Below are 21,867 nucleotides of genomic sequence, written 5' to 3'. Positions count from 1 at the left end.
CCCCCGCGCGGCGGGTGGTCAGGCGGCGGCGGCGAGTTCACGCGACGGCGCGAACGTGACCAGCGGCGGCGTGTTCAGTTCCCGGCAGATTTCGCACCGGTCGTCGGTGCTCGGGGTGCGCTGCTCGCTGGGGGTGCGTTCGAGGTTGCACGCCGCGCACAACCCGCCGGGCGCGACCGGGAGCAGCGCGAGCCGGTCATAGTCGTCGTCGGTCATCGGCTGGCCGGTCTGCTCGCTGAGGACGTCGGCGGTGTCGTCATGGTCGCCGTGCCGCTGCCGCTCGGCCTCGTAGGCGTCGACACCGCTTTCGTTCTTGCGGACCAGACCGGCGGACGGGATCGCCTGCTCCACCTCGCGCCACTGCTCGTCATAGTCAGGGTCGGTAGCGCTGTCGACGTAGCGGCGCGCGGCGCGCTGCTCGATCGGTTCGTGCCGGGCGGCGATCCGGTGGGCGGGCACGGTAGTGGTGTGCTCGCCGTTGGTCGGGCGCTCGGCGCTCTCGGCGTCTGTGGCGCACGTGCTGGAGCAGTAGCGCATTTCGGGGAGTCCGGCGAGGTTGCCATCGCAGTTGCCGCACCGGTGGATGTCGCCGGAGGCGGCTTCGGTGGCCTGCTGCCGGGCGGCGGTGCGCGCGCGGGCGTGGGCGGCGCGGGCCTTGCTGGCGTACACGCACGTCATCACCAGGGTGCGCATGTCGTCGGCGAGGTCGGGCCACAGGGTGTAGGCGGTCTGGATGGCCTCGATGATGGCGGGGTGGTCGGCGCTGGGGTTCTTCAGCAGCGTCCCGCACACGGTGAACACGGCCTGGTGCGCGTACTGGGTCCAGGCGTTGAGCCACCGGAGCCCGTTGAGCGCGTCGGCGACGCGCGGCGGGGTCTCGCGCAGCATCACCGTCACGTCGTTCACCTCGGTCACGGCGACGGCCCGACGGGTCTCGCTGGACCAGACGCACTCGTTGAACAGCTCGCGCTCGGCGTTGCCGTAGCTGTCCCACTCGGCGTGGACGTTGCGCACGGCGGCGAGAACGTCACCCGTGAGCGCGGCGTCGGTGTTGAGCAGCGTGGCGCACGCGGTGAGGATCGCGGGCGGGTTCGCGCCGCTGTGGGAGAACACCCGCTTGAGTTCCTGCAGCGCGGGACGGATGCGCGGCGGCTGCGCCTGCAAGGCGCGCACCGCGCGTTCGATGGCCTGGCGGTGCTTGGGGTGAATGGTCGAAACCATGATGTATCCAACCTTCGAGTTTGGGATTTGTGACGGCTTTCGGGTTTGCGGTCCCGATCACCTTGCTATTTCTATATTACTCGTTTGCTGCGGTCTGTTCCACTTGAAATGACGTTTCTGGTCACATATTTAAGCTGGTTCTGGCGTCGGATGAATTCGCCGAGACTGATTTGCTTCCGAGGTGCGTGCTTGCCGTTCCTGTGTCGTGCCAGCTGCGTCTGCGTGGCTGCTGGTTGGTGCGGTAAAAGTCGTCGTGCGCTGAGTGGGTGGTGGGTGGCCCCGAAGCAACCAGGGCAGGCCCCCGGCCTGCCCTTAACGCCTGACCTAGGGAGTAGGGGCCCCGAATACAAGGGTGGGGCCTCAAATTATTTTTGGCCACGCTTTTCGGTCAAAAATAATTTGGGGTGCCCTTGTATTTGGGGGGACGACCGATACAATTTCGGGGCCACCCACCGCCCGCGGACCCGACGAAGCATGGAAAGGTTCCCCTGTGCCGCTGTGCGCTAGACGCAGGCGCTCGACCGGCCGAGACTGCGCCTCCTGCAGTGGCACGGTGGGGCTCGTGGCCTGCAGGTATGCTGCTGGCAGCGCTCCGTGGGCTTGTTTGGGCCTTGTGGCGGAGCGTCAGCGGGCCGCCGCGAGTTTTGCGGCTTGCCACTTCGGTGGCGTGGCCCTTCGGGGCTGCTGCGGCGGTACCGCGCCCTTCTCCTCGCTCGCCGGCTGTCGCCGTAACACGCTCGACGCTGTCGGTCGTCCTGTCAGCGGCGTAAGCGCTGCCTCGTCGGCGCGGCCCGGTGGTGCCCGTGTCGCGGGTAGGCTGAGCGGTAGAACCGCAGCCCTCCCCCGCGCGGGAGGTGCGTCATGGTTGAACGTCAAACAGCAGGTTCCGGGCGGAAGCGCCGGTCGTCGGCGACGCTGGCGCGCCTGGAGGCGGCGCGGCGGCGCCGCTCGGAGCAGTTGGAGCGCGAGCGTGAGAACGAGCGCCGCGTTGATGCAGCGCTGGGGCCGTTCGCGGAAGCGGCGACGGCGATCGAGGCCGTAGAGCGTCGGCGTGAGGATCGGATCGCCGCGCTGAGCGCGCAGCTGGATCGGAAGCTGGCCGAGCTGGACCGGCAGCGCGCGGCGAGGGCCGCGGAGTTCGAGCGAGCAGCCGAGCAGGTCCGCGCGGACGCAGAGATGGAGATCGGCGAGTGGCGCGCGGTGATGGCGACCTCGGTCGCTGAGATCCGCGCGTCGGATGTCGGGGCAGCGGAGACGGCGGCTCTGCTGGGGATCTCGGCGAAGGCGGTGACCGCGTTGTCGCGCGGCGCCGCGGCGTCGGAATCCTGCAAGCAGCGGAGTGACGGTGCGACTGCGGATGCAGGCCCGATGGCCGCCTCGCCGGTTGGGAGTCCGGCAGCTGGGAAGCCGGTGGACGAGCAGGATGTGTCGTCGGAGACGAGACCATATTCGGAGGTGGATGTTCCGGCGGACTGATCGGCTGGGCACACCGGGCACGAGAAGAGGGGCGGTGGCACCGTCAGGTGCCACCGCCCCTCTTGTGGTGTCGGCGGGTTAGCGCGTCGCGGTCTGGTGGTCGGCCTGCTGCCCGGCGAGGCGCCGGGCGTGGCGGGCGAGGAAGAGGCGCTTGCGTCGCTGGTAGTAGATGATCATCGCGGCGATGCCGCAGCAGAAAGCGATCCCGAAGGCCCACTGGCTGGCGGTGCCGCCTTCCTCGGCGCCGGGGAAGTGCCCGATGAACAGGTAGCCGGGCAGGGTGACGGCGCCGAGGATGGCGCCGCGGCGGTAGCGGTGGGCGAGTTTCGGTTTGATGCGGTTGTGGCTGAGGTAGACGACGCCGCAGCCGAGGAGCGTACCGAAGAGGACGGCGCCGGGGAGGGCGAGCAGCCCGGCGGGGTCGGTGAAGGGCGTGACGAGGAGTCCGATGTAGCCGAAGGGCTGGATGCCGAGGTAGAAGCCGGTGCCTCCGGCGAGGACGAGCCCGGGGATCGTGACGCCGTAACGATTGCTCATTCCTTGAGCGTAGAGAAATTCCACTACCCCAAAGGGTGATTGTCGGGCTCGTGTGCGCTTCCATTGCCAGGCGGCACGGGTCGGATTCTGCTGTGCGGTGTCGCTTGGTGCGGCGGTGGTGTCGTGGGTGGCGGACATGGTGGGCTCCCGGAGTGGTGGCATGGGAACGGCCGGTGGCCCAGCCCGTCGGGCTGGGCCACCGGCCGCAGGTGGTGGACGGTGGTGTCCGGCCGGGGGAAGGCCCGGCCGGACACCCGATCGGTCAGAAGGGCGGGGCGTCGTTGCCCCCGGCGCCCGCGCCGACCAGCTCGCGCTCGTCGGCCGCAGCCCACGGGTCGCCGGCCGGGGTCGCGCCGGTGGCCGGGTCCGGGTTCACCTTCGACGCCGCGGTCTTCGCGTTCTTGGTGACCTCGGTGGTGGCGTAGCGCAGCGACGGGCCGATCTCGTCGACGGTCAGCTCCATCACGGTGCGCTTCTCACCTTCCTGGGTCTGGAACGAGCGCTGCTGCAGGCGCCCCTGGACGACGACGCGGGCGCCGCGGGTCAGGGACTCGGCGACGTTCTCGGCCGCCTGGCGCCAGATGGTGCAGCGCATGAACAGCGCCTCGCCGTCCTCCCACTCGCTGGTGGAGCGGTTGAAGGTGCGCGGGGTGGAGGCGACGGTGAAGTTCGCGACCGGCGTGCCGGTGGCGGTGAAGCGGAGTTCGGGTTCGGCGGTGAGGTTGCCGATGATGGTGAGGATGGTGTCGCCGGCCATGGTGGCCTCCCTGGTGCTCGTTGGGGTGTGGAACGCGGCGCAGCCTGAGCACGCGGCGGCCGGGGGTCGCCGTGAGGCGACGTCCCCGGCCGTGGCTCATCCGCCCGGCGTGAACCAGCCCGCTGCTGAGCCGGCATCGGAGTTCGGCAGGTGAGGGCGCTGGTTCACCCGGGCGGATCGGGCCGGGCTTCGGGGACGCACTGTCCCCGGCTGGGGTGTGCTTACCTTCGGGCGATCCACGTCCCGGCGAGCCGGGCGAGGCCACTTCCGATGACATCCACCCGCCGTCGCGGCACCACCCGCGACGATCCCGAGCACGCGTCGCAGGCATTCGGTCCGCGGGCTGCTGTCTCGCTCCGGGGCACTCCGGCAAGCGGCGCGACCGCCGTGACGTGGGTGGGCGTCATGCCTGGTCGATCGCGGGCTCGCTGAGCAGGGCGCGGCGAGCGTCGACGCTGGCGTTCTCGAATACGTGTTGGATCTCCGGCGGCGCGACAGCGTGGTCAAGAGCGGTGGAGTGCATCGCCGTCATGAGATGTGCTCGCTGTCGGCGTTCTCGCGCGATCCGCGCGACGATTGCGCTACAACGAAGATGGGCTCGCCCCTGCACCGCGACGACCTAGGTTGTCCATGAGGCCGGCGCGTACCGGGTACCGCTACACTGGAGGCCTCCAGACCGAGACGGCAAGTCGCGACGTCTCGCTCAACTGGCCAAGGACGCGATCCAGCTGAAAAGTTGGTCGGGTCCGGCGTGGAGAAAGCCGCTCGGCCAGGGATCGAGGTTCGATGCCTGTTCTGGTTGTATTTGCTATTTCCGTTGTTGTTGGTGCCGCTAGCGCCGCGATCGCCTCGTACTGTAAGTGGTTGATGGTCAAGGCGCTGGTCGCAAAGGCCAAGCCGTCGGATGTGCCGCGGATCGCCGAGGCAGTGTTCAAGCCGGAAATTCGGCGACCTGTCGAACGCGTTGAAGCGGCCCGGCGTGAGATCGGCCGAAAGTAGTTCTTAACCGGACGCTGAGTCCGCTCACGGCGTAAGCCGAGCTCCCGAGTACCGTGGCGGCCTCGCACAGTCGTGCGAGGCCGCCACGGCCGGGAGCAGGAGCCCGGCAAAGAGCTTTGCCACCGCGCATACGCGATGCTGGGCGGACGGTGTCGGCACCAGGACGGGCTCTTCCTGCCCGGCGGAGAGCTAACCGATCGCCGCAGGTATCACGCTTGGTCGATCGCGGGCTCGCTGAGCAGGGTGCGGCGAGCGTCGGCGCTGGCGTTCTCGATTACGTGGCGGGCCTCCGACGGTGCGACAGCGTGGTCGAGCACAGTGGAGAGCAGCAGCGTCATGGGCTGCTGGGGGTCGGCGTTCTCGAGCGCGATCCGCGCGACGGTTCCGCTGCCACGCAGGTAGGCGTGCACCGCGATGACGATGGCCAGCTGGCCGGCGACGGGGTCGCAGCTGTGGCGCCACAGGTGCAGCACCAGGTTCTCGGCGGCCAGGCGCGTCGCGTCATCGGGGACAGCAAGCAAGGCATCGCGGAACGACAGCGTGGCGAAGGTCGCGGCGAGATCGGCGACATCGGAGTCGTCGGTGGGCAGTTCGCCGTGGGTGGCGGCGCTGATCGCGGCGTCGGCGCGGGCCAGGCGGAGGTGTGCGGTGAGGTGCCAGCTTTCGTCGATGGCGGCGGATGCGACGGCGTCGGTGATGTGGGGCTGCAGACGTGCGCGGAGGTTCTCGGGCGCGGGGGTGAACCGCGCCGCGAGGTCGTCCCGGCTGGCGGCGATGGTGTGTCCGGCAGCGACAGCGGCAGCCGCGGCCGCGGTGGCGGCGGGGTCGGGCAGGACACCGGTGCGATCGGCGTCGCGGTAGGAGCGCCAGCGCGCGCCTTCGGCGACGGCCGGCACGTGCACGACGTCCACGTCGGTGAATCCGTGTTCGGCCAGCTGCTCGATAAGGCTGTCGACGTCGGTGCGCTGCGGCAGCGACTCGCCGTCGGCGTTGTCCTCATCGACGGTGCGGACGACGATGCCGATGACGCAGAAGACTGGCAGGTTGCCGCATTGCCGGTTGACGTGCCGCGCGCAGTCGTCGGCGTGGCCGGTGATGCGGGTGAGGTCGATCCGGGCGAGCGGACCGGTGGTGACCGAGCCATCGTCGTTGGTGAGTGCGGTGATCAGCACGAGAGAGTCCTCGGGGATGAAGCCGAGCAGCGCCGGGAGGCTGGCGACGATGGTCGTGGTGCTGGCGGGAGTGGGGGGCATGAGCGTCCTTCCGAACAGGAGGAGTAAGGGCTGTCGACGGGGACCGGGTGAGGATCAGCGACCGAGTTCGGTGCGCAGCGTCTGCGCGGCGGTGTGGGCGATGCAGGACGGCGACGGTCGCCGGACGTCCCGGCCGGAGGCTGGGATGAATCCGTTGACCGCGACGCTCCAGAAGTCCGGCCAGGGTTCGGCGTCGGTGCGTTCGCTGCGGTAGATGACGATCACGTCCTGTCCGTCGCGGCGGCGGGCGCGTGCGGTGACCCGGATCGCGATTCGCGTCCAGTCGCGGCGTTGCACGGGCTCGTCGTAGAGCAGCGAGACCGGGGTCGCGGGCAGCGCCCGGCACAACTCGACCAGGACACCGCGTGCGACGTTCCAGGCGCCGAGGTCGTCGAGGCTGCCGCGGCGGGGGATGTTGCAGGCGACCGACTCGGGCAGCACGTAGGAGCGGCTCCAGTCGTAGAGGCTGAACCACAGCTGGTCCTCGGGCATCGGTCAGGCCTCCACTGTGGTGTCGTCGCCGACAAGGTGGGGCTGGCGCGCGCATACCGCGGAGCGACCGCCGGGTTCTGCGGGGTCGGAGACGATCCGGCGGCCGCCGAGTTCGGTTTCGATCAGCCGGCACGCCAGCTCGTCAGCGAAATCGCTGTAGTCACTGGTGTTGTGGACGGTGGATGCGGTCACGGGAACCTCCGTGTCGGGTGCGGATGACCGCGCCCGACCAGCACGCCCGGGGCCCCGGCGCTCGGTGGCTTGGCGCGGCCGGGCTGCACGAGGTCGGCGCCGGGGTCCTGGGTGTGCTTTCCTGGCCGCGACCGTCCGCGCCGAACACCGGGTGCTCGGACGGTCTCGCTGCGGCTGGCCGGGGTCGCGGGGTCCTACTGCGGCTGGGATTTCGCGGCTGGCTGGCGCGTGGTGTGACCGCGGATGACACGGATGTGGTGGTCGTGCAGGACCTCGGCGTGGCGGCCGTCGTCGGGCACGTACACGAAGGCAGCGGGATCGTCAATGTTCCTGGTGGTGAAGCAGAGCATGTAGTGGGGTCCGGCGGTCCGGGAGTCGCTGCAGATCTTCTTGGCGTCAGCGACGGTGACCCGCCAGAGAACCCGCTGGCGGGTCGGGGTGGTGTGTTTGCTGGCGATGAACACCAGCGCTTCACCTGACGGCAAAGAAGTGTCCCTTTCCGGATTGGGCGGAGCGTCAGGAGCGGGTTCGCGGCGGCGCGGTGATCGGGCGGATGCGCAGCGGCGGCGTGACCAAGTAGCAGGCGGCGGGATGGCAGCAGAGGGTGACGACGTCGTAGCGGATCAGCCAGACCGCATGCCAGGCCTCGGCGGGTGCGCCGAGGCGGCGGTCGCTGTCCGCGCCGTGGACGGCGTCGGCGTCGATCTTGTGGGCACTGGCGCGGTAGTGGCTGCGGCGCCCGGCGACCATCGGGCAGGCCGCGATGGTGTAGGCCGCGCAGTGCGGATGCAGCCCGGGCTCGGTGCTCGCGCAGCGGGCCAGGTCGGACTCGCGCACGAGCAGAACCAGACGGTCGCCGAGGGCGCGGCCGCAGACGCCACAGAGCCGCCGGTGGATGGCCGTGCTGGTCTTGGCGGCATCGACCGCGCCGAGCAGATACCGGCCATCGGCGGTGCGAGGCGTCACCCAGGGCACGACGAGACCACCCAGGACCGGCAAGTGGGCCATAGCAGTAGGGATCGGTGGTGCCGAGTCGGCGGAGTCGGGGCAGGAGGGCATGGCGGTCCCTTTCCGGCCGGGCGCGACGGCGGCCGCCGCGCCCGGGCCAGCAGTCGAAGGACGAGGCGGTCAGGCGTTGAGGGCGGGTGCGACGACGCAGACGCAGTCGTCGAGGTCCTCGCCGCAGTCCACGCAGCAGACGCCGACGAGCAACCGGTAACACCAGGAGGGGCAGGGCTGGTTGTCGGCCGCGCAGAAAGGGCACGCGCCGCACGCCATACACAGCCCGGTTCCAGGGTCGACGGCGTCGGTGACACCGCAGTAGTGGCAGCCGTCGTCCAGGCCCCACCACGCGGTCTGGCCGGGGTGGGAGTCGAGGTAGTCGCGGTTGGAGTACCAGGACCGGTTGTCCCAGTACCCTGCCTGTTCGTTGAACAGGTAGCCGTGGTCGGGGTAGCGCGGGTTGACGGTCAGGATGACCAGCTTGTTGGACACGCCGAGCCAGGACTCGATGCGCTGCCGGGTCGCCAGGCGATCGATGGCCAGGAATCGCTTCGCGGAGAGGATGTCGTCGGCCGCGACGCGGGTGTCCGACCGCGGATCACCCATGCGCGGGTGGGCTTTCTTCGGCAGGACTCCATTGTGGGCCAGGACGGTGCGGGGGTCGCCGCCGATCGGGAACGGGTGGATGTTGTCTTCGGTGACCGGGCCGTGGGTGGCGAAGCGGCTGTGGAAGAGGGCGGGCTGGTCGGGGTGCAGGCCGCGCAGGGCGGCGAACTCGTCGATGACGGCGGCGGCGTTCATGCCGCGGCCGGTGATGATGCTGTCGCCGTCGACGATGGCGTAGCCGTGGCCGTCGTTGTTGTGCACCGCGCCGTTGGCCAGCGCGGTGGTGTCGGGCTGGATGCGCGCGGGAAGGTAGGTCAGCATGCACATGCCAGGTCCTCCAGTTCGGCGGTGAGCGGCGCGTACTGCGGCCGGGTGCGCAACCACTGGGTGAAGGCGCCCCATGTCCACCCGCCGGCCCGGGTGATGTCGGGGACGGTGAGGTCGCGGGTGTAGGCGACGGAGGCATCAGCGAAGGCGAGCGCGGCCTGCACGTGCTGGATGTCGAGGCTGGAGGCGAACACGCGCAGTTCGAAGGTGTCTTCGGGCTGGGCGTTGATCGCCGAGCTGCGCTGTCCGTAGTAGGTGCCCTTGCATGCGTCCTTGATGTGGTTGCGTTCGGAGTCGCGGAACGCGGCGTAGCTGCTGCTGCGGCGGGCGAGGGTCTGGACGTCGGGGGCGTTGCGGTAGACGAACTTCATCCACCGGAACACGTGGCACGGTCCGGCGAAGGCGGCGCGGCTGATGTGGACGTGGAGTCCGTTGCCGTCGCCGTTGCAGTCGGCGAGGTCGAGCCGCTCGAGCAGATGCCAGGGGAAGGAGTCCAGCGCCCAGCGGTAGGCCATCGGGTGGGTGACGAGCTCGAAGCCGTAGTCGATGCTCTGGTCCTCTTTGAGGTAGCCGAGGTCATCGAGGGTGTCGACGGTGTCGTTGATGCGGTCGGAGAGGTGTCCGTGCGGGACGTTGATTTCCAGTTCGAAGCCGAGGTAGCGGGGGCCGATGCCGTGGAAGACCGGTTTCGGCTTGTACCAGTAGCCGTGCAGGCCGTCGAGATCGTCGTCGGTGTCGTGGTCTTCGCAGTAGGTCCCGCTGTCGATCAGGGTGGTGCAGACGCTGCACTCGTAGTAGTCGAGTTGACTGGCGCAGTCGTCGCACAGGTCGCGGCCGGTCTCGGTGCTGCGGAGTGCGTCGTCGTAGTGGTCGCAGTGGTCGCACAGGTCGAAACCGTCGAGGCAGTTCGGGCACAGCTGGCGGCCGCCGGTGGCGTAGAGCGGTTCGTACATCCGCAGCGGCACGAGGCCCGAGCACCGGGTGCAGGTGAAGGACTCGTCGACCTCGTCGAGGGCGTGACTCCGGCAGAGGAATCCGTCGCGGATGAGAATGTCGCACTGATCGCAGGGGCCGTAGCGCTCGGCGCGCTCGCAGTACTCGCAGATCCGGCCGTCGTTGTCGGTGACCGAGGTGACGTCGGTGATCTGCCCGCATCCGCTGCACTGGTGCAGGGTGCGGACGCAGGCGTCGCAGACGGACAGCGTGGGGCTCAGATGGAACGGCGTCGTGGTTTCGCTGCCGCAGTCACTGCAGCGGACGATGTCGTCGACAGGTGTGGTCATGGCGGGTGGCCTTTCGCGCTGTAGACGTGAAAAAGCGCCCCTCCCGGCGGGAAAACCCGGGAGGGGCGCATGGACAGAAGGGAGAGCCGGTGGCGCGGTGTTGGGTGTTCGGCGCGCACCGCGCTACCGGCCCTCCGGGACGGTGGCCCGGCTCCGGGTAGGGAAGCCCCGGCTGGGACACCGAGCGGAGAAGCATCAGCAGGCTGGTCCGCCTATGGCGGCTTGTCGCCTGTGGACGGTTATCGTTGTTGCTGTGGTGGCCTCCCGGGCCTCATCGGTGTGCGGACGCGACGGGGTTTGAGCGCCCGCGGGCCCGGGGCGTGAAGCCCGGCGGGCTCGTCCGGCCGGTGTGAACCGGCGATCGGAAACGCGCGTGGGCGCGCGGTGCCGCAGCGCCGGTTCACCCGCGCCGGATGTGGCCGGGCGCCGGGTTCAGGCGCCCCGGGACTGGGGGTGCTGTGCTCTCGATGGCCTGCACGGCCGATGGTGTCGGGGTGTTGTTCGTGCCCTACCTGGATTCAATGACCTGGCACACCGCTGACGCGAGATCGCGACAGTCACCGGTTCTTGCCCTGAGCATTTCCCGGGAGCTGGTTCCGTCGTCGCAGGGGCTCCGAGGTTGAGGTGGGCAACGTCTTAGGACGTACAGCGGCGTGTGTCCATTTAGGAGTGACGAAGGTCCCTTAGAGGTCGGGTATGGACGTGGTCAGTTCGGTGCGCAGTTCCTGAGAGATGGTGAAGAAGTCCGGGTCGACCGTGGCCGGGTCGATACCGTTGCGGTGCATTGCGCGGATCAGCTGGCTGAGCTGGGTTGGCCGCGGATCTTTGGCGAAGATCGCTGCGGCGGAAATACCGTCGTGGCACAGGTAGGCCGTCGTAGCAACCAGGGCGGCCATGTCCGGTGCGTACCGTTCGGGGGCGTGACGCCACAGGTGCAACCACAGAGCGTGTGCGGCTGCGGCCCTCTCGGCGGTGGCCTGGGTGAGATGGATACCGCGCAGGCGAAGATTGGAGAGTGCCGCCAGCAGGTCGGCGATCACGCGCTCGTCGGTCGGCACGTGCCCGCCGGTAGCGGCGCTGACTGCATCGTCGAGCCGGTCCAGGCGCCGGCGCAGGCGTGTGCGGTCGTCGGCACATTCTTCGCGCTCGACCTCATCGGTGATCGGGTTGGCGAGGGCGGCGATGCGGGCGCGGGTATCGGCCTCCGCGGGGAGGAACTGCTGCAGGAATTCGGCGCGGCTGCGGTAAACACGGTTGCCCAGGGCAATTACGTGTGTGGTCACGGGTGAGGTGACGGGATCGGTCAGGGTGCCGGTGTGGGTTTCGACGTCGTAGCATGACCATGTGACTCCGGGGGTGAAGCCGGGCAGGTGCAGGAGTTCGATGTTGGTGAAGCCGCAGTCGTTCAGCCGCTGGATGAGGATGGCCAGCTGCGGGCGGTAGGGCAGGTCGTCGGTGACGGTGTTGTCGTGCACGACGGCGCCGATGAGGCGGATGACTGGTTTCTCGGCGAGAACCTGCTGCAGGTTGGCGACAACGTAGCCGGGGCGGCGGACGACCGTGTCGAGGTCGAAGCGGGTGATCGGGCCCATGCGGGCGGTGCCGTCGCCGCGGTCGGTGGCGGCGACGAGGACGAGCGAGTCGGCGGGCACGTACCCCAGCGTGGCCGGGATCGCGGCAAGGAGGTCTGCGTCGGTCAAGTAGATGGCTTCAGGCATCGGAAACCTCACGAAAAGGGCGGCGAAGAGCGTCTGCGGAAAGTGTGGAGAGCGCCTTGACACTGAGATGAGGGCGCGGCGAACGGTTACGGTGTCCGGTGTTCCTCGGTCGCCGCGGCTGGTTCCCTCCTGCGGGAGGGGTTTCCCCGCCGGGCGCGGTTGACCGGCCGCTCCCGGAGCGCGCCGGCCTTGTTTGTGGTGCCGGGTGTTTGCCGAATCGGCGCGTAGTCGCTCCTACACGCGTGCGCGGCTGCGCCCTAGGGCGGTGCGGTCGGTGAGGACGCGTGGGTGTTCACGTCCCGCGGCGATGCCGTCGCGGATGGTTCTGCTCAGCTCGGCCTGGTCGAAGCCGGCGACACCGAGGTGCCGGCGGGCGGCGTCGGTGAGGTGCTGGGTGATCGCGGCGGCGCTGATCCAGCCGTTGCCGAGCAGCTCGCCGAGAGCGGCTGCGGCGGCGAACACGGTGATGTGGCGGTGGCCTTCGGTGGCGGTCGCGACGTTGCGACACTCGGCGTCGAGGGCGGCCTGGACGTAGGCGGTGACCCGGCGGCTGGTAGCCGGAAGCGGAGAGGGCGGGGCCGCGTCCGGCGGTGGTGGAGGCAGTGGGGTGAGGGCGGTGACCAGCCAGCTAGGGAGGATGGCGACCGGGAGGTCCCCGCTGAGGGTGTAGGGCACGGGCACGCCGTGGACGGTGGCCAGCGAGCCGGGCGCGGTGACGAGGGCGCCGGGGCCGCGGGTGTCGACGTGCCAGCCGAGCCCGCGGCCGCGCGCACCGACGGTGCTGCGCAGCCGCGACCCGGGCGGCCGGTGGAAATACCGGTGCTCACCACCGCGCGGGGTCGCGACGGTGAAGGTGTCGACCGGGTCGGGCTCGCCGGCCAGCTGAGCCAGCAGCCTCAGGACGTCCCGGCCGTGGGTGACGCCGTGGCGTGCCCACTGCTCAGGGACCCGCCCGTGCGCGGCGTCGAGGTCGAGCACCAGCAGGCCCGCGGCCCCGCAGCTGATCCCGACGTTGCATCTCGGGTAGCGGGTCCACCAGCGGTGGATGCGGTCGGGGTCGCAGGTGGCCCGCTGCTGCCAGCGCTCGATGGCGGGCTTCTTCCCGCGGGGGACGAGCGGAAACACTGGCCACCCTCGCTCGGCGGCCTCCATCGCGGCGCGGAGAAGTCTGCCGGTGACGGGCCGGGGAGGGGCGGTCGCGGCAGAGGTGACGATCGTGGTCATGGAATCAGCTCGGCGGTAACCAGGGCGGGGCCAGGGGTGACGTGGCGGTGCCTGGTGATGTCGGTGCTGGTGAGGTGGACGTGCTGGACGTTGGGCGGACGATGCGGGTGCATCGGCGAAACTCCGTTCTGCGCCGCGGGAACGCTCCGCGGGTCTCGAGGAGGACAGTGACAGCAGGAGCGGGCCCGGCACGAGGTGTGCGGACCCGCTCCTGACCGGCGACATCGGGTGACGTCGGCCGGTTAGCTCGCGGCTTCGGCCAGCTGCGCGGCGGCCGTGTCCGGGTCTGCCGGAGCGCTGGTGCCCTCGGAGGCTTCCTGGGCATCGTCGCCCGGCTCGGCCGGGCCGGAGCCCCCGATGGTTCGGGCATCGAGCACGTCGCCGTGCTGCTCAGCGTCGTCATCGTCGGCCGGGTCGCTGGTGGTGGTCTCGCCGAGCGCCGCGGCGATGACGTCCCGCTCGTTCTGCGGTTCGATGATCAGCCGCTCGACGTCGGAGGCGGGATAGCCGGCGCTGACGAGCGCGGTCATGTACTCCTGCGCTGCCTGCTGCGCGTATCGCCACGCGTTGCGCGAGAGCGCGTCCTCCATCGCGCAGAAGGTGAGGAACATGTCGTAGACGGTCGCCTTACCCGGCGTGGAGGCAGTGGCGACTTTCTCGGACAGGTCGGTGACGGTGCTGCCGACGGGGAGGCTGAGCAGCTGGCGGGCGAGGGCGTGGTTCTGGTTGAACGCGCGGCGCAGCTCGTAGCCGCCGTGGGCCTTCTGCCGGGCGAGGAACAGCTGCGCGCCCTTGGGCGCGGTCATGCGCAGGACGAACTCGGCCAGCCACTTGCGCCGCGGCTTTTCGGAGGCGTCGATCAGCTCGTTGTTCTTGCGCACCCACCGGCGGATGATCCGCGCCTCGGTACGGGCACGCTCGTCGGCGGCCAGGGCAACTCGCGCGGCCGCGAGGTCGCTTTCCTCGCCCGCGGCGCCCGCACCATCGCCGGCACCGGTGGCGGGCGTGCTGGTGGTGCGGGGGGTGAGGTCGACACGCCCGGCCGGGGCGTGGCTGAGCGCGTGGCCGTGAGCGCGGAAGTCCGCGCAGCCGTAGACGGCCACCGCGATGCGGTCGCCGTTGCCGTCGTGGTGGTCGTCCTCGATCCAGGCGCCGTGGCCGGGGCAGGACGCGTGGTCCTCGGCGGTCAGCGTCGTGTAGGGCGCGTCCTCGGGGCTGGGGCGCAGCCGGTCGAGCGAGCGGGCCTCGCCGGCCTCGGGGGTGAGGCTACCGCCGAAGATCGTGATCTTGGCGGTGGTCAGCTTCCGGGTGAGCGTCGTGACCAGGGCGGCGAGCCGCTGCTTCTTGTCGTGTTCGTCGTGCTTGGCCTGCGCGAACACCTGGAAGTTGTTCGGCTCGGTGCGCGCGATGCGGATCAGTTCTGTGGCGGTCTCGCGGTCACCGGCGGCGTCGAACTCGGCGACGATCGCGGCCTGGACGAGGTCGAGGTCGAAGCGTTCGGCGGCCTTGAGGGCCAGCTCGCTCTCCCCGGCCTGCAGCACCTGCTTGACGTAGGCGGCGCCGTTGCGGCCGCGGGCGAGCTTGCGGGCGATGCCCGCGGGCGTGAGGTTGAACGCGGCCAGCTGCTGGATGGCCCGGGCGCTGTCGCCGAGGGTCAGCGGCTTGCGGAGGTCGTTCTCCTCGAGCTGGCGGACGATCCGCTCGATTGTGGCCTTGCGCTCGTCGGCCGGCGGCGGGGTCTTCATCCAGACCGGCAGCTCGACGGCCGCTGCGCGGGCGTTGTTGAACCGACGCTGCCCTTCGGTGATCATGACGATGCCGGTCTCGTAGTTGCGGTAGCCATTGGCCGCGGTGTTGATGCCGTTGTTCTTGAAGTTCGCCGTGGTCGCCGGGTCCGCCTCGGCGTTCTCGGTGCGGACGTTCTCGGCGAGCAGCGCCTCGTCCGGGTTGATGTGGATGACGGTGTTGATCTCGGCGTCCCACTGGGCGTGCAACGCCGCCAGCTCGTCCTCCGACAGCCCGGCGAGCGGGTTAGCGCTGGCCGCCGCCTCGTCGCCACTGGTGGAATCGGGGACGGCGTGGTCGAGGTTGGACGGTGCGGGATCGATCTCCGGGGTGGCGGGGTCGGCGTCGTCGGCGCGCTGGGTGGGCAGATCCATCGTGGCGGTCACGCGGGCTCCTTGATTCGGGCCGGTCGGTCACCGGGAGCCCCGGTGACCGACCTCGAACCCCGCACACCGCGCCGTCCCCGAACTGCTGTCCAGCAGTGGAGAAAGGCGATGTGCGGGTGTCCCGGTCGGGACGCACTCGCCCAAGCGGGGCCGCCCGCGTCGGCGGCAGGCCCGCCCCTTTCTGCCCATCCGCAGCCATGGCCGCGAACGGGGCGGGCTTGCCCCGACGCCAGGCTCCGCTAGAGTGCGTCGGCCCGACCGGAACACCGCACCGGCTTTCCTCAGCGCAGCACCACTTCCTCATTCCTCGGCCCGATCCGCAGCATCGGCCTATCGCCGACGGGATTTCCCGGTCGTTCCTGTTTCAGCTCACCTCAGGGCCGGATCCCGCAGCAGGCTCAGCATTCCGCTGCGGTGGGAGAGCGTCAGCCACACGTCGGCCATGTCCGGGTGCGCCCGCCCGTCCAGGTCGGCCCGTGTCCAGGCCAGCCGCAGGCACCGCGCAGCCGTGCGGCACGTAATCCGGCCTTCTCGGATCGCGGCGTCCAGCTCGCCCACGACGGTGGCGGGAAGGCCCGTGACGGCGTGCGAGTACTCCATCGCGGTGCCGGGTACCGGTACGGAACCCCACCGGCGGCGCGCGCGTTCCCGGGCCCGGGCGACGCTGTCCCGCAGCGACTCCAGGGACGGCAGCGACAGATCGGGCTCGGCGACGGCGACCGTCCGCACGAACAGGTCGACGCGGTCGAGCAACCAGAGCGGGATCCGGGCGAGGTAGCGCGCACGCTGCGCCGGAGTGCAGCGGCACTCCGTGGCCCGGACGCAGCCGCATAGGCAGTCCCGGGCGGTGAAGACCATGCGCGCCCCGGCCGGGCGCGTTTCGGAGCCTGCCCGGGCGGTGACGCCGATCGTGCCGTTCTCCAGCGCCGGACGCAGCACCTCGACGATGCGGGAGGAAAACTCGGGGAGGTCTTCGACGGTCAGGACGCCGCGGTGGGCCAGCGTCAGCAACCCCGGCCGATTCAGGGATCCGGCTACCGCGGCGATCGTGTCGTCGGGGCGCAGGGAAACCGCGGGTGGCCGGGTGGGCGCCGCATCGTCGGGCAGCGGTTCGCCGGCCAGGATGTGCCACTTGCTGAGCTCGAGCGCCTCGGTGTCGGTGAGGTCGGTCATCAGGGTCCGGATCAGCCGGGGCAGCAGGAGGACCGGGGTGCCGGGAGCCGCGACGTGCAGGGTGTGGTGACCGCCGGCGGCCGCGACCGCGGCAGCTCGGACCGCTGTGGGCGACAGCTGGGCCCAGGCTTCAGGCGCCCACAGCGTGGCAGACGACGCTCCTTCGCCCGATTCGGGCCGCAGGGCTGGAGTAGGTCCGCCTCGCAGCCAGGTGACCAGGTCAGCCAGGCAGGCGACCGGGACGATGGTGAGGCCGGGGACGTCCCCGGTATCGGCGGCGTTGGCGGCGGGCACGACCAGGTGGGTGAACCCGGCGTCGGCGGCCGCGATCGCCCGCGTCCGCATGTCAGCGACCGGGCGGACGGTGCCGTCGAGACCGAGTTCGCCGACCAGCGTGGTCGCGATCAGCCGCCGGACCGGCACGGCTCCGGTGACCAGCAGCGCCGCGGCCGCCCCGGCGAGATCGACGTCGGAGCGCGGGTGCGCGGTGGAGGCGGTCAGGTGCACGACGCCCTCGGGCCACGACAGGCCGCTGTTGCGGATGGCCGCGCGCACCCGGTCGCGGGTCTCACGCGAGACCGTCGGACTGAGGCCGTGCACCCGCAGCGTGGCGTCGCCGACGCCGAGGTCGGCACGGATGTCGACGATCCGAGCCTGGGAGTTGTCGAGGGTAACCACACGGGCATGGGCTTCCAAGACATCGTCCTTTCGTTGTGAAGAAAAGAACTCCGGCGCCAGGTGAGGCGCCGGAGTCGGGTGTTCGTCGCCTGCGCGACAGTCACGCCGAACGTCAGCGGCCAGAATCGGGCGCCACAGGCGTGGCGCGGTCGGCGGCGGCACGTTCACCGACGAGCGCGGCGAGGGCGAGCGCGTTCTCGACGGTGGCGTCGATGCTGAACCGCACCCGGCGCTGGCGGCTGCGCCAGACCGGCTGCAGCACCTGCGCGGTCGCGAACAGCGGCTGACCGTAGGCACCGACCGACACGGTGTTCGCCCCGGCCTCGGGGGTTGTGCCGAAGCCCGCGCCGATCGCGGCCAGGACGTTCGAGAGGTCGGCGGCGTCGCACGCGCGCCGGCGCGCCAGGTCCCGCGCCGCGTCGATCAGCTCGACCACGTCCGGAATCAGCCGCCGGGCCAGGTCTTTGCCGACTGCGGCGGTGGGCCGGGCCCGCGCCACGGTCACCGACGGCCGGACCATTCCGGTCGGCAGATGGGGACTGAGCTCCGAGTCCAGCCAGGCCTCCAAAACCAGACGCTCCCCCGATCCGTTGGAGGAGACGGTCACGCTGATCCACCCGCCGTCCGGGCCGACGAGCGCGGCGTCCTCACCGACACAACGGGACGTGGCGGCACGCCACGGCTCGCCGAGCACGTCCGCGACCGCACGCAGGTACGGCATCAAGTTGTTCGACATCTCCCGGGGTTCCTTTCGATCGCGAGGTGTGCAGTTCCGGTTGCCGCTGCCGCGGGTCGCGGCGGGCCGGCGTCCCGGGTGGCACGTCGTGGAGCCGGTGACAGCGCGAGCCGGGGCCACGGCGGCCTGCACCTGGCCCGCGCTGTTAGGCAGCAGGCGGCCGCCGTGGCCCCGGACGGCGCTACCGTGGGCTGCCGGAGGTGTCCGATCGGTCATCGCCGGGCGCTGCGGTTGACCGGGCGCCGGTGCGGCGGGCGGCGCGGGCGGCATCGACGCCGGCTCGCCAGCGGCTCCAGCGGCGGCCGGCTTGGCGGGCCTTGAAGTGGGCAATATTGTTCGCCGGGATCCCGACCGGCGCCGGCCCGAGCACAGCCAGCAAGTCGGAATCCTCCTGCGAATGCCAGCCCGCGGCCGCGATCGACTGCTCATCGGGGAAAACGTCCGCAACACGATCTACTGCAGGGTCCAATGTGGAGTCCTGGGTGCCGCCGTAGGAGTAGACCCACCAGAAGTTCGGCGGCGGATCAGGCTCGACCAGCTCCCGGAACGCGGCTACTTCCTTGGTGTAGGCGTAGAACCGGGTGCGCTGCCGGGCGCGCATGATCTCCAGCCACGCGGACAGGTACGCGCGGGAGTAGAAGTCGCCGCTGTCGTGGATCCTCACCCACGCGTCGACGAACCGCTTGTGCGACAGCTCATCCAGAATCGCTTGCTGCCAGCCTGGCAGGTCATCCATGGTCCAGCGCAAGTTCTCCTGATGTCGTGCTTTCACCTGAGGAAAGAGGTAGGTACCGTTTCTGGCGTAGCAGGCTTTCGCGCACACGCCAGTCGACGGGCATACGTTGTAGTTACGGCCATCCGGCAGTTTCCCGGCGAACGCCGGCAGGGACCAGTTCCAGATCCCGAGCCGCTTCAGTTCGCGGTTCTGCCGCAGCAGCGTCATCGTGACCACCGTCCTCATGCCACTCGATGCATGGGGAGGCCACACCAAGATCCGGTTTCCTCCACCGTACACCCGCAACGTCGGGCAGGTGGGTGAGCCGACGAGCGGGATCAGCCATACAGCCACGTCATCGACGTGGCCAGGCACTCGGCGGCGGTGCCCGCGTCGGCGGCGGACAGCAGTACCGCGCCCCGCACGATGATCGCGGCGTCCGGCGGGTCGCGGGTGAGGAGGTCACCGATCACGGTCTCGGCGTCGGCGCCGACATCGGCGGGATCGATGACAAGCTGCAGGGCAGGATCATCCAGGTAGGTCCCCACAATGGCCGGGCGATGGGGATCGGTCATCGCCGTTCTCCCCGCGCGGGCCGACGCGCGGCTGAGCAGTCGACGGCCGTCGGGGCGGTGCCGTGTCGGCACGATGTTGGCGAGATTCCGGCCGGTATCGGCTGTGTCAGCGGTAGGTGCGGGAGCCGGCAGTGGAGGATGCCGGTGTCGTAGGCGATGGCGACGGCGTGCGCGCGATTACGGGCGTTCAACTTGGCGAAGATGTTCTTCATGTGGGTGCGGATGGTTTCGGGCGAGCGGAACTGCTTCCCTGCGATCTGGATGTTGCTCAGACCGCGCGCAACATCGCAGAGGACGTCCCGTTCGATGGCGGTTAGTTCGGTCGCACGTGGCACGGTCGACCTCCGACAACGGTCGATGAGAGGCGTAAAGGGAGACTGGCCGGACAGCGCGGCGCGTGCGCTGACCCGGCCAGCCTCGAACCGGGACTCGGCTCGCCTGTCGCGGGACCTGGTCGCGTGATCGAGGCCGCGCGACACCGCGAGGTCACACGTGGCCGGGAACCACGGCATCGGTCGTGGGTTCGCGGTCAGCGGTCCACAGGATGAGGGCGTCGGCGGCGGCGTGGACGGGTCTGTAGGAGAGCTGCTCGTCGTTGGGCAGGTCGGGACGCAGCATGGATCCGGTGAAGGTGCTGGGCTCGTAGCGGTCGAGCAGGCCGGTGGTGGCGCGGCGGACGGTGTCGACGGCGCGGCCGTTGACCCGCATGGGCCATCAGTGATCGAGCCGGTAAGCGGCGCGGCCTCGTGCGGTGCGTGAGTGGTGTTCGGGGTAGCGGTAGGCGGCCCACCAGTTGGTGGCAGAGCAGTCGAGCTCCGTACCCGCGAGGTGTTGGCCTGCGGTGTTGGTGGACCTCGACTCTTCGCCCTGAACGATATTCACTCATAGCCCTAACTACACGTAGTAGCTAGACCATTCGGAAACTAGGCCGTCACCCGATAGGTTAGCCGTGACCTGGCGATTCCTTACCCTCCGAGAACTTTGCAAGAAATTCTGCACGTGCATGGGCGATTGCAAGATCACGTGCTAGCCTTTCGTCTCACGGAGAGTCGCCAGGCGTGGCGAGGTATCTCGCCTGCATGCAAAATACACTCGGCCAACCGGAGCGAGTGGAATGCTTCTGTGTCCGAAATAAATATTCAACGAGAAAGGAGCGCGTCGGCCTAGGAAGTCTATTTTTTCTGTGATTAAGTATTAGTTCGCGCCGCAAATAAAGGGGCGCCTGAGCTGCGTCAACAGTTCAGGCGCCAGGCGCGACATCCTCGGACCGCTTGAGAACAGACTTAGGAGTGTCGCAATGCTAGACCCTACCCCTACCTACCTCTTCGACGCCAGTGAAGGTCCTCGACATGCTTGGTGGTGGGCGCTCGTCATCGTCTTGGCGAAAAAGACTCTTTTTAAACGGCTGCTGCGGCTCGTGCGCACGGTGGGCGCCATCGTCGTGTGTGTCTGCCTTCTGGCGGCAATAGTTCTAGTGGTGTGCGGAAGCCAGCTGGTCGGACCGCTGTCGAGTCCGAATTGGATGACGGCGGATGCGCCGGTTCCGATGTTGATCGGGCGCCCCTGCTCGACAGTTGGTGCGCCCGGACAGCCCCGGACCCGCAAGTGGAAGGTCCAGGGTTGTCCGGGCACGTCCTGGTGTAGATAACGCGCGACGACGCCCCAGGCCCTGCCGCCGAAAGGTGTTCTGGGGCGTGGGCTACCAGCGCGTCGCGCGGACCCAAGACATGGCGCCGACCCGGCCGGCCGTTTCGTCCAGCTGCTGCTCGACGACCTCGGCGGCGGCGTGGTGCTGGAACAGCAGTCCGAGGGTGGCTGCGCCCGGCGCTCCGTGGGCGTGGACCAGGGCGCAGGCTGTGAGGTGGTGGTCGCCCCGGCGCAGCGTGCTGGCCGCGATCAAGGTGGCCAGCCGCGCACGTGCTTGGGGGTCGGGGCTGCCGCGCTAGAGGGCCATCCACAGCTGCTCGACCCGCTGCGGGTCGATCTCGTTCGACGGCAGGAGCAGCGGCCCGTAGACGGCGTTGTCGGCCAGCGCGGTCGTGACTGCGAAGGCGGCGATGTCGTCGACGAGTTCGCCGCGGCCGGCCTGGGCGGTGGCGTGGGCGATGATCCGGTTGGCTTCGTCCCCAGGGCGAATCAGCAGGGGCACGATCCGGCGGGCGAACCGGCCGAGGTGGGCTGGCAGCGTGTCGCCGGTGTCGGTGAAGGGCAGGCCCCAGGTCGGGGTCGGGGCGTCACCGCCGAGCTGGGCCGGCTGGGCGAAGTCGAGGTCGGCGCGTGGGGCGATGACGGTGCCGAGGTGGGTGGGGCGGCGGTAGTCGCGCCAGGGAGCGCCGGGGCGGACGTGCGGGGCCCAGTAGCGGCCGACGATCGTGTGTCCGGCGGGGCGCAGGTCAGTCTCGAGTGCGGCGATTGCGGCCCGCAGCGGCAGCCCGTTGCGGGAGTGGTTCTCGGCGATCACGACGACGACCAGATCGGTGTCGCGATCGGCCGGAAGCGCCGCTCGCACGTGCCCGGCGATCTCGGTGGTGGTCATGCCCCGTACGAGGGTGACCGGGAACGCCGCGCCGGCCGGCGACGTCAGTCGCCACGCTGATGTGCTGTCGGTGTGGGAGGACAGTGCGAGGACGTGCAGGGTGTCGGCGCAGGTGTCGGGCAGGGATCCGATCAGTTCCCCCGGGGTCAGATAGGTGGTCACGTATCGGCGCTCCTCAGTTCGGCCTCCCGGGCGT

The 21,867-nt window shown here is 69.9% G+C and carries 23 protein-coding genes; 2 read left to right on the top strand and 21 right to left on the bottom strand.

Annotation, left to right across the window (positions count from 1 at the left end):
• Positions 1–18: 18 nt before the first annotated feature.
• Positions 19–1,221 (bottom strand): hypothetical protein, encoded by a 1,203-nt coding sequence (locus tag BLV96_RS47115; protein WP_086678952.1) that lies wholly within the window; start codon positions 1,219–1,221, stop codon positions 19–21.
• A gap of 861 nt (positions 1,222–2,082) precedes the next feature.
• Here BLV96_RS47115 and BLV96_RS47110 point away from each other — a divergent pair.
• Positions 2,083–2,697: a hypothetical protein gene (locus BLV96_RS47110; RefSeq protein ID WP_086678953.1), complete on the top strand. Its 615-nt coding sequence runs from the start codon at positions 2,083–2,085 to the stop codon at positions 2,695–2,697.
• Between the two features lie 78 nt (positions 2,698–2,775).
• Here the strand turns inward: BLV96_RS47110 and BLV96_RS47105 are convergent, their stop codons facing one another.
• Positions 2,776–3,234 (bottom strand): hypothetical protein, encoded by a 459-nt coding sequence (locus BLV96_RS47105; RefSeq protein ID WP_086678954.1) that lies wholly within the window; start codon positions 3,232–3,234, stop codon positions 2,776–2,778.
• Positions 3,235–3,496: 262 nt separating this feature from the next.
• Complete coding sequence (locus BLV96_RS47100; protein ID WP_086678955.1) at positions 3,497–3,991, bottom strand: single-stranded DNA-binding protein; 495 nt, start codon at positions 3,989–3,991, stop codon at positions 3,497–3,499.
• A gap of 786 nt (positions 3,992–4,777) precedes the next feature.
• On the opposite strand from BLV96_RS47100, the gene BLV96_RS49540 reads away from it, so the two are divergent.
• Entirely contained in the window at positions 4,778–4,990 is a 213-nt protein-coding gene (locus tag BLV96_RS49540; RefSeq protein WP_143051155.1) for a hypothetical protein, read from the top strand.
• A gap of 209 nt (positions 4,991–5,199) precedes the next feature.
• On the opposite strand, the gene BLV96_RS47095 is transcribed toward BLV96_RS49540, so the two are convergent.
• The 18 genes from BLV96_RS47095 to BLV96_RS47015 all read right to left on the bottom strand — a co-directional run bounded on the left by BLV96_RS47095 (position 5,200) and on the right by BLV96_RS47015 (position 21,833).
• Positions 5,200–6,243, bottom strand: coding sequence for a DUF4192 domain-containing protein (locus BLV96_RS47095; RefSeq protein WP_086678956.1), 1,044 nt, complete (start codon positions 6,241–6,243; stop codon positions 5,200–5,202).
• Positions 6,244–6,297: 54 nt separating this feature from the next.
• Positions 6,298–6,735, bottom strand: a complete 438-nt coding sequence (locus tag BLV96_RS47090) for a hypothetical protein (RefSeq protein ID WP_086678957.1) — start codon at positions 6,733–6,735, stop codon at positions 6,298–6,300.
• A 3-nt stretch (positions 6,736–6,738) separates the two neighbouring features.
• A complete protein-coding gene (locus BLV96_RS47085) occupies positions 6,739–6,927 on the bottom strand; it encodes a hypothetical protein (protein ID WP_086678958.1) in 189 nt (62 codons plus the stop codon).
• A 194-nt stretch (positions 6,928–7,121) separates the two neighbouring features.
• On the bottom strand, positions 7,122–7,391 hold the full coding sequence (locus BLV96_RS47080; RefSeq protein ID WP_086678959.1) for a hypothetical protein: 270 nt from the start codon (positions 7,389–7,391) through the stop codon (positions 7,122–7,124).
• 52 nt (positions 7,392–7,443) lie between these two features.
• On the bottom strand, positions 7,444–7,902 hold the full coding sequence (locus BLV96_RS47075; protein WP_244180990.1) for a hypothetical protein: 459 nt from the start codon (positions 7,900–7,902) through the stop codon (positions 7,444–7,446).
• 153 nt (positions 7,903–8,055) lie between these two features.
• Positions 8,056–8,862, bottom strand: a complete 807-nt coding sequence (locus tag BLV96_RS47070; RefSeq protein ID WP_143051154.1) for a class II glutamine amidotransferase domain-containing protein — start codon at positions 8,860–8,862, stop codon at positions 8,056–8,058.
• Complete coding sequence (locus BLV96_RS47065) at positions 8,850–10,145, bottom strand: amidoligase family protein (RefSeq protein ID WP_244180989.1); 1,296 nt, start codon at positions 10,143–10,145, stop codon at positions 8,850–8,852. Before BLV96_RS47065 ends, BLV96_RS47070 begins: the two co-directional genes overlap by 13 nt.
• A 683-nt stretch (positions 10,146–10,828) precedes the next feature.
• Positions 10,829–11,863, bottom strand: a complete 1,035-nt coding sequence (locus BLV96_RS47060; protein WP_086678962.1) for a DUF4192 domain-containing protein — start codon at positions 11,861–11,863, stop codon at positions 10,829–10,831.
• A gap of 234 nt (positions 11,864–12,097) precedes the next feature.
• Positions 12,098–13,015, bottom strand: a complete 918-nt coding sequence (locus tag BLV96_RS47055) for a bifunctional DNA primase/polymerase (RefSeq protein ID WP_279627583.1) — start codon at positions 13,013–13,015, stop codon at positions 12,098–12,100.
• Positions 13,016–13,329: 314 nt separating this feature from the next.
• Positions 13,330–15,258: a ParB N-terminal domain-containing protein gene (locus tag BLV96_RS47050; protein WP_091390451.1), complete on the bottom strand. Its 1,929-nt coding sequence runs from the start codon at positions 15,256–15,258 to the stop codon at positions 13,330–13,332.
• 369 nt (positions 15,259–15,627) lie between these two features.
• Complete coding sequence (locus BLV96_RS47045; protein ID WP_158104223.1) at positions 15,628–17,109, bottom strand: ATP-binding protein; 1,482 nt, start codon at positions 17,107–17,109, stop codon at positions 15,628–15,630.
• 112 nt (positions 17,110–17,221) lie between these two features.
• On the bottom strand, positions 17,222–17,833 hold the full coding sequence (locus BLV96_RS50205) for a hypothetical protein (RefSeq protein WP_158104224.1): 612 nt from the start codon (positions 17,831–17,833) through the stop codon (positions 17,222–17,224).
• A 193-nt stretch (positions 17,834–18,026) separates the two neighbouring features.
• Positions 18,027–18,788: a GP88 family protein gene (locus BLV96_RS47040; protein ID WP_244180987.1), complete on the bottom strand. Its 762-nt coding sequence runs from the start codon at positions 18,786–18,788 to the stop codon at positions 18,027–18,029.
• A 110-nt stretch (positions 18,789–18,898) separates the two neighbouring features.
• Entirely contained in the window at positions 18,899–19,135 is a 237-nt protein-coding gene (locus tag BLV96_RS47035; protein WP_143051153.1) for a hypothetical protein, read from the bottom strand.
• On the bottom strand, positions 19,132–19,470 hold the full coding sequence (locus tag BLV96_RS47030) for a response regulator transcription factor (protein WP_158104225.1): 339 nt from the start codon (positions 19,468–19,470) through the stop codon (positions 19,132–19,134). Before BLV96_RS47030 ends, BLV96_RS47035 begins: the two co-directional genes overlap by 4 nt.
• A gap of 151 nt (positions 19,471–19,621) precedes the next feature.
• Entirely contained in the window at positions 19,622–19,843 is a 222-nt protein-coding gene (locus BLV96_RS47025; RefSeq protein ID WP_086682724.1) for a hypothetical protein, read from the bottom strand.
• Between the two features lie 991 nt (positions 19,844–20,834).
• On the bottom strand, positions 20,835–21,035 hold the full coding sequence (locus BLV96_RS47020) for a hypothetical protein (protein ID WP_086682727.1): 201 nt from the start codon (positions 21,033–21,035) through the stop codon (positions 20,835–20,837).
• 42 nt (positions 21,036–21,077) lie between these two features.
• Positions 21,078–21,833, bottom strand: a complete 756-nt coding sequence (locus tag BLV96_RS47015) for a DUF4192 family protein (protein WP_086675456.1) — start codon at positions 21,831–21,833, stop codon at positions 21,078–21,080.
• Positions 21,834–21,867 lie beyond the last annotated feature (34 nt).

The sequence above is a fragment of the Amycolatopsis pretoriensis genome, from assembly GCF_900107925.1.
GTDB classification, from domain to species: Bacteria; Actinomycetota; Actinomycetes; order Mycobacteriales; family Pseudonocardiaceae; genus Amycolatopsis; species Amycolatopsis pretoriensis.
Note: the sequence above shows the minus strand (reverse complement) of the source record. Positions and strands in the feature narration are given on the sequence as shown.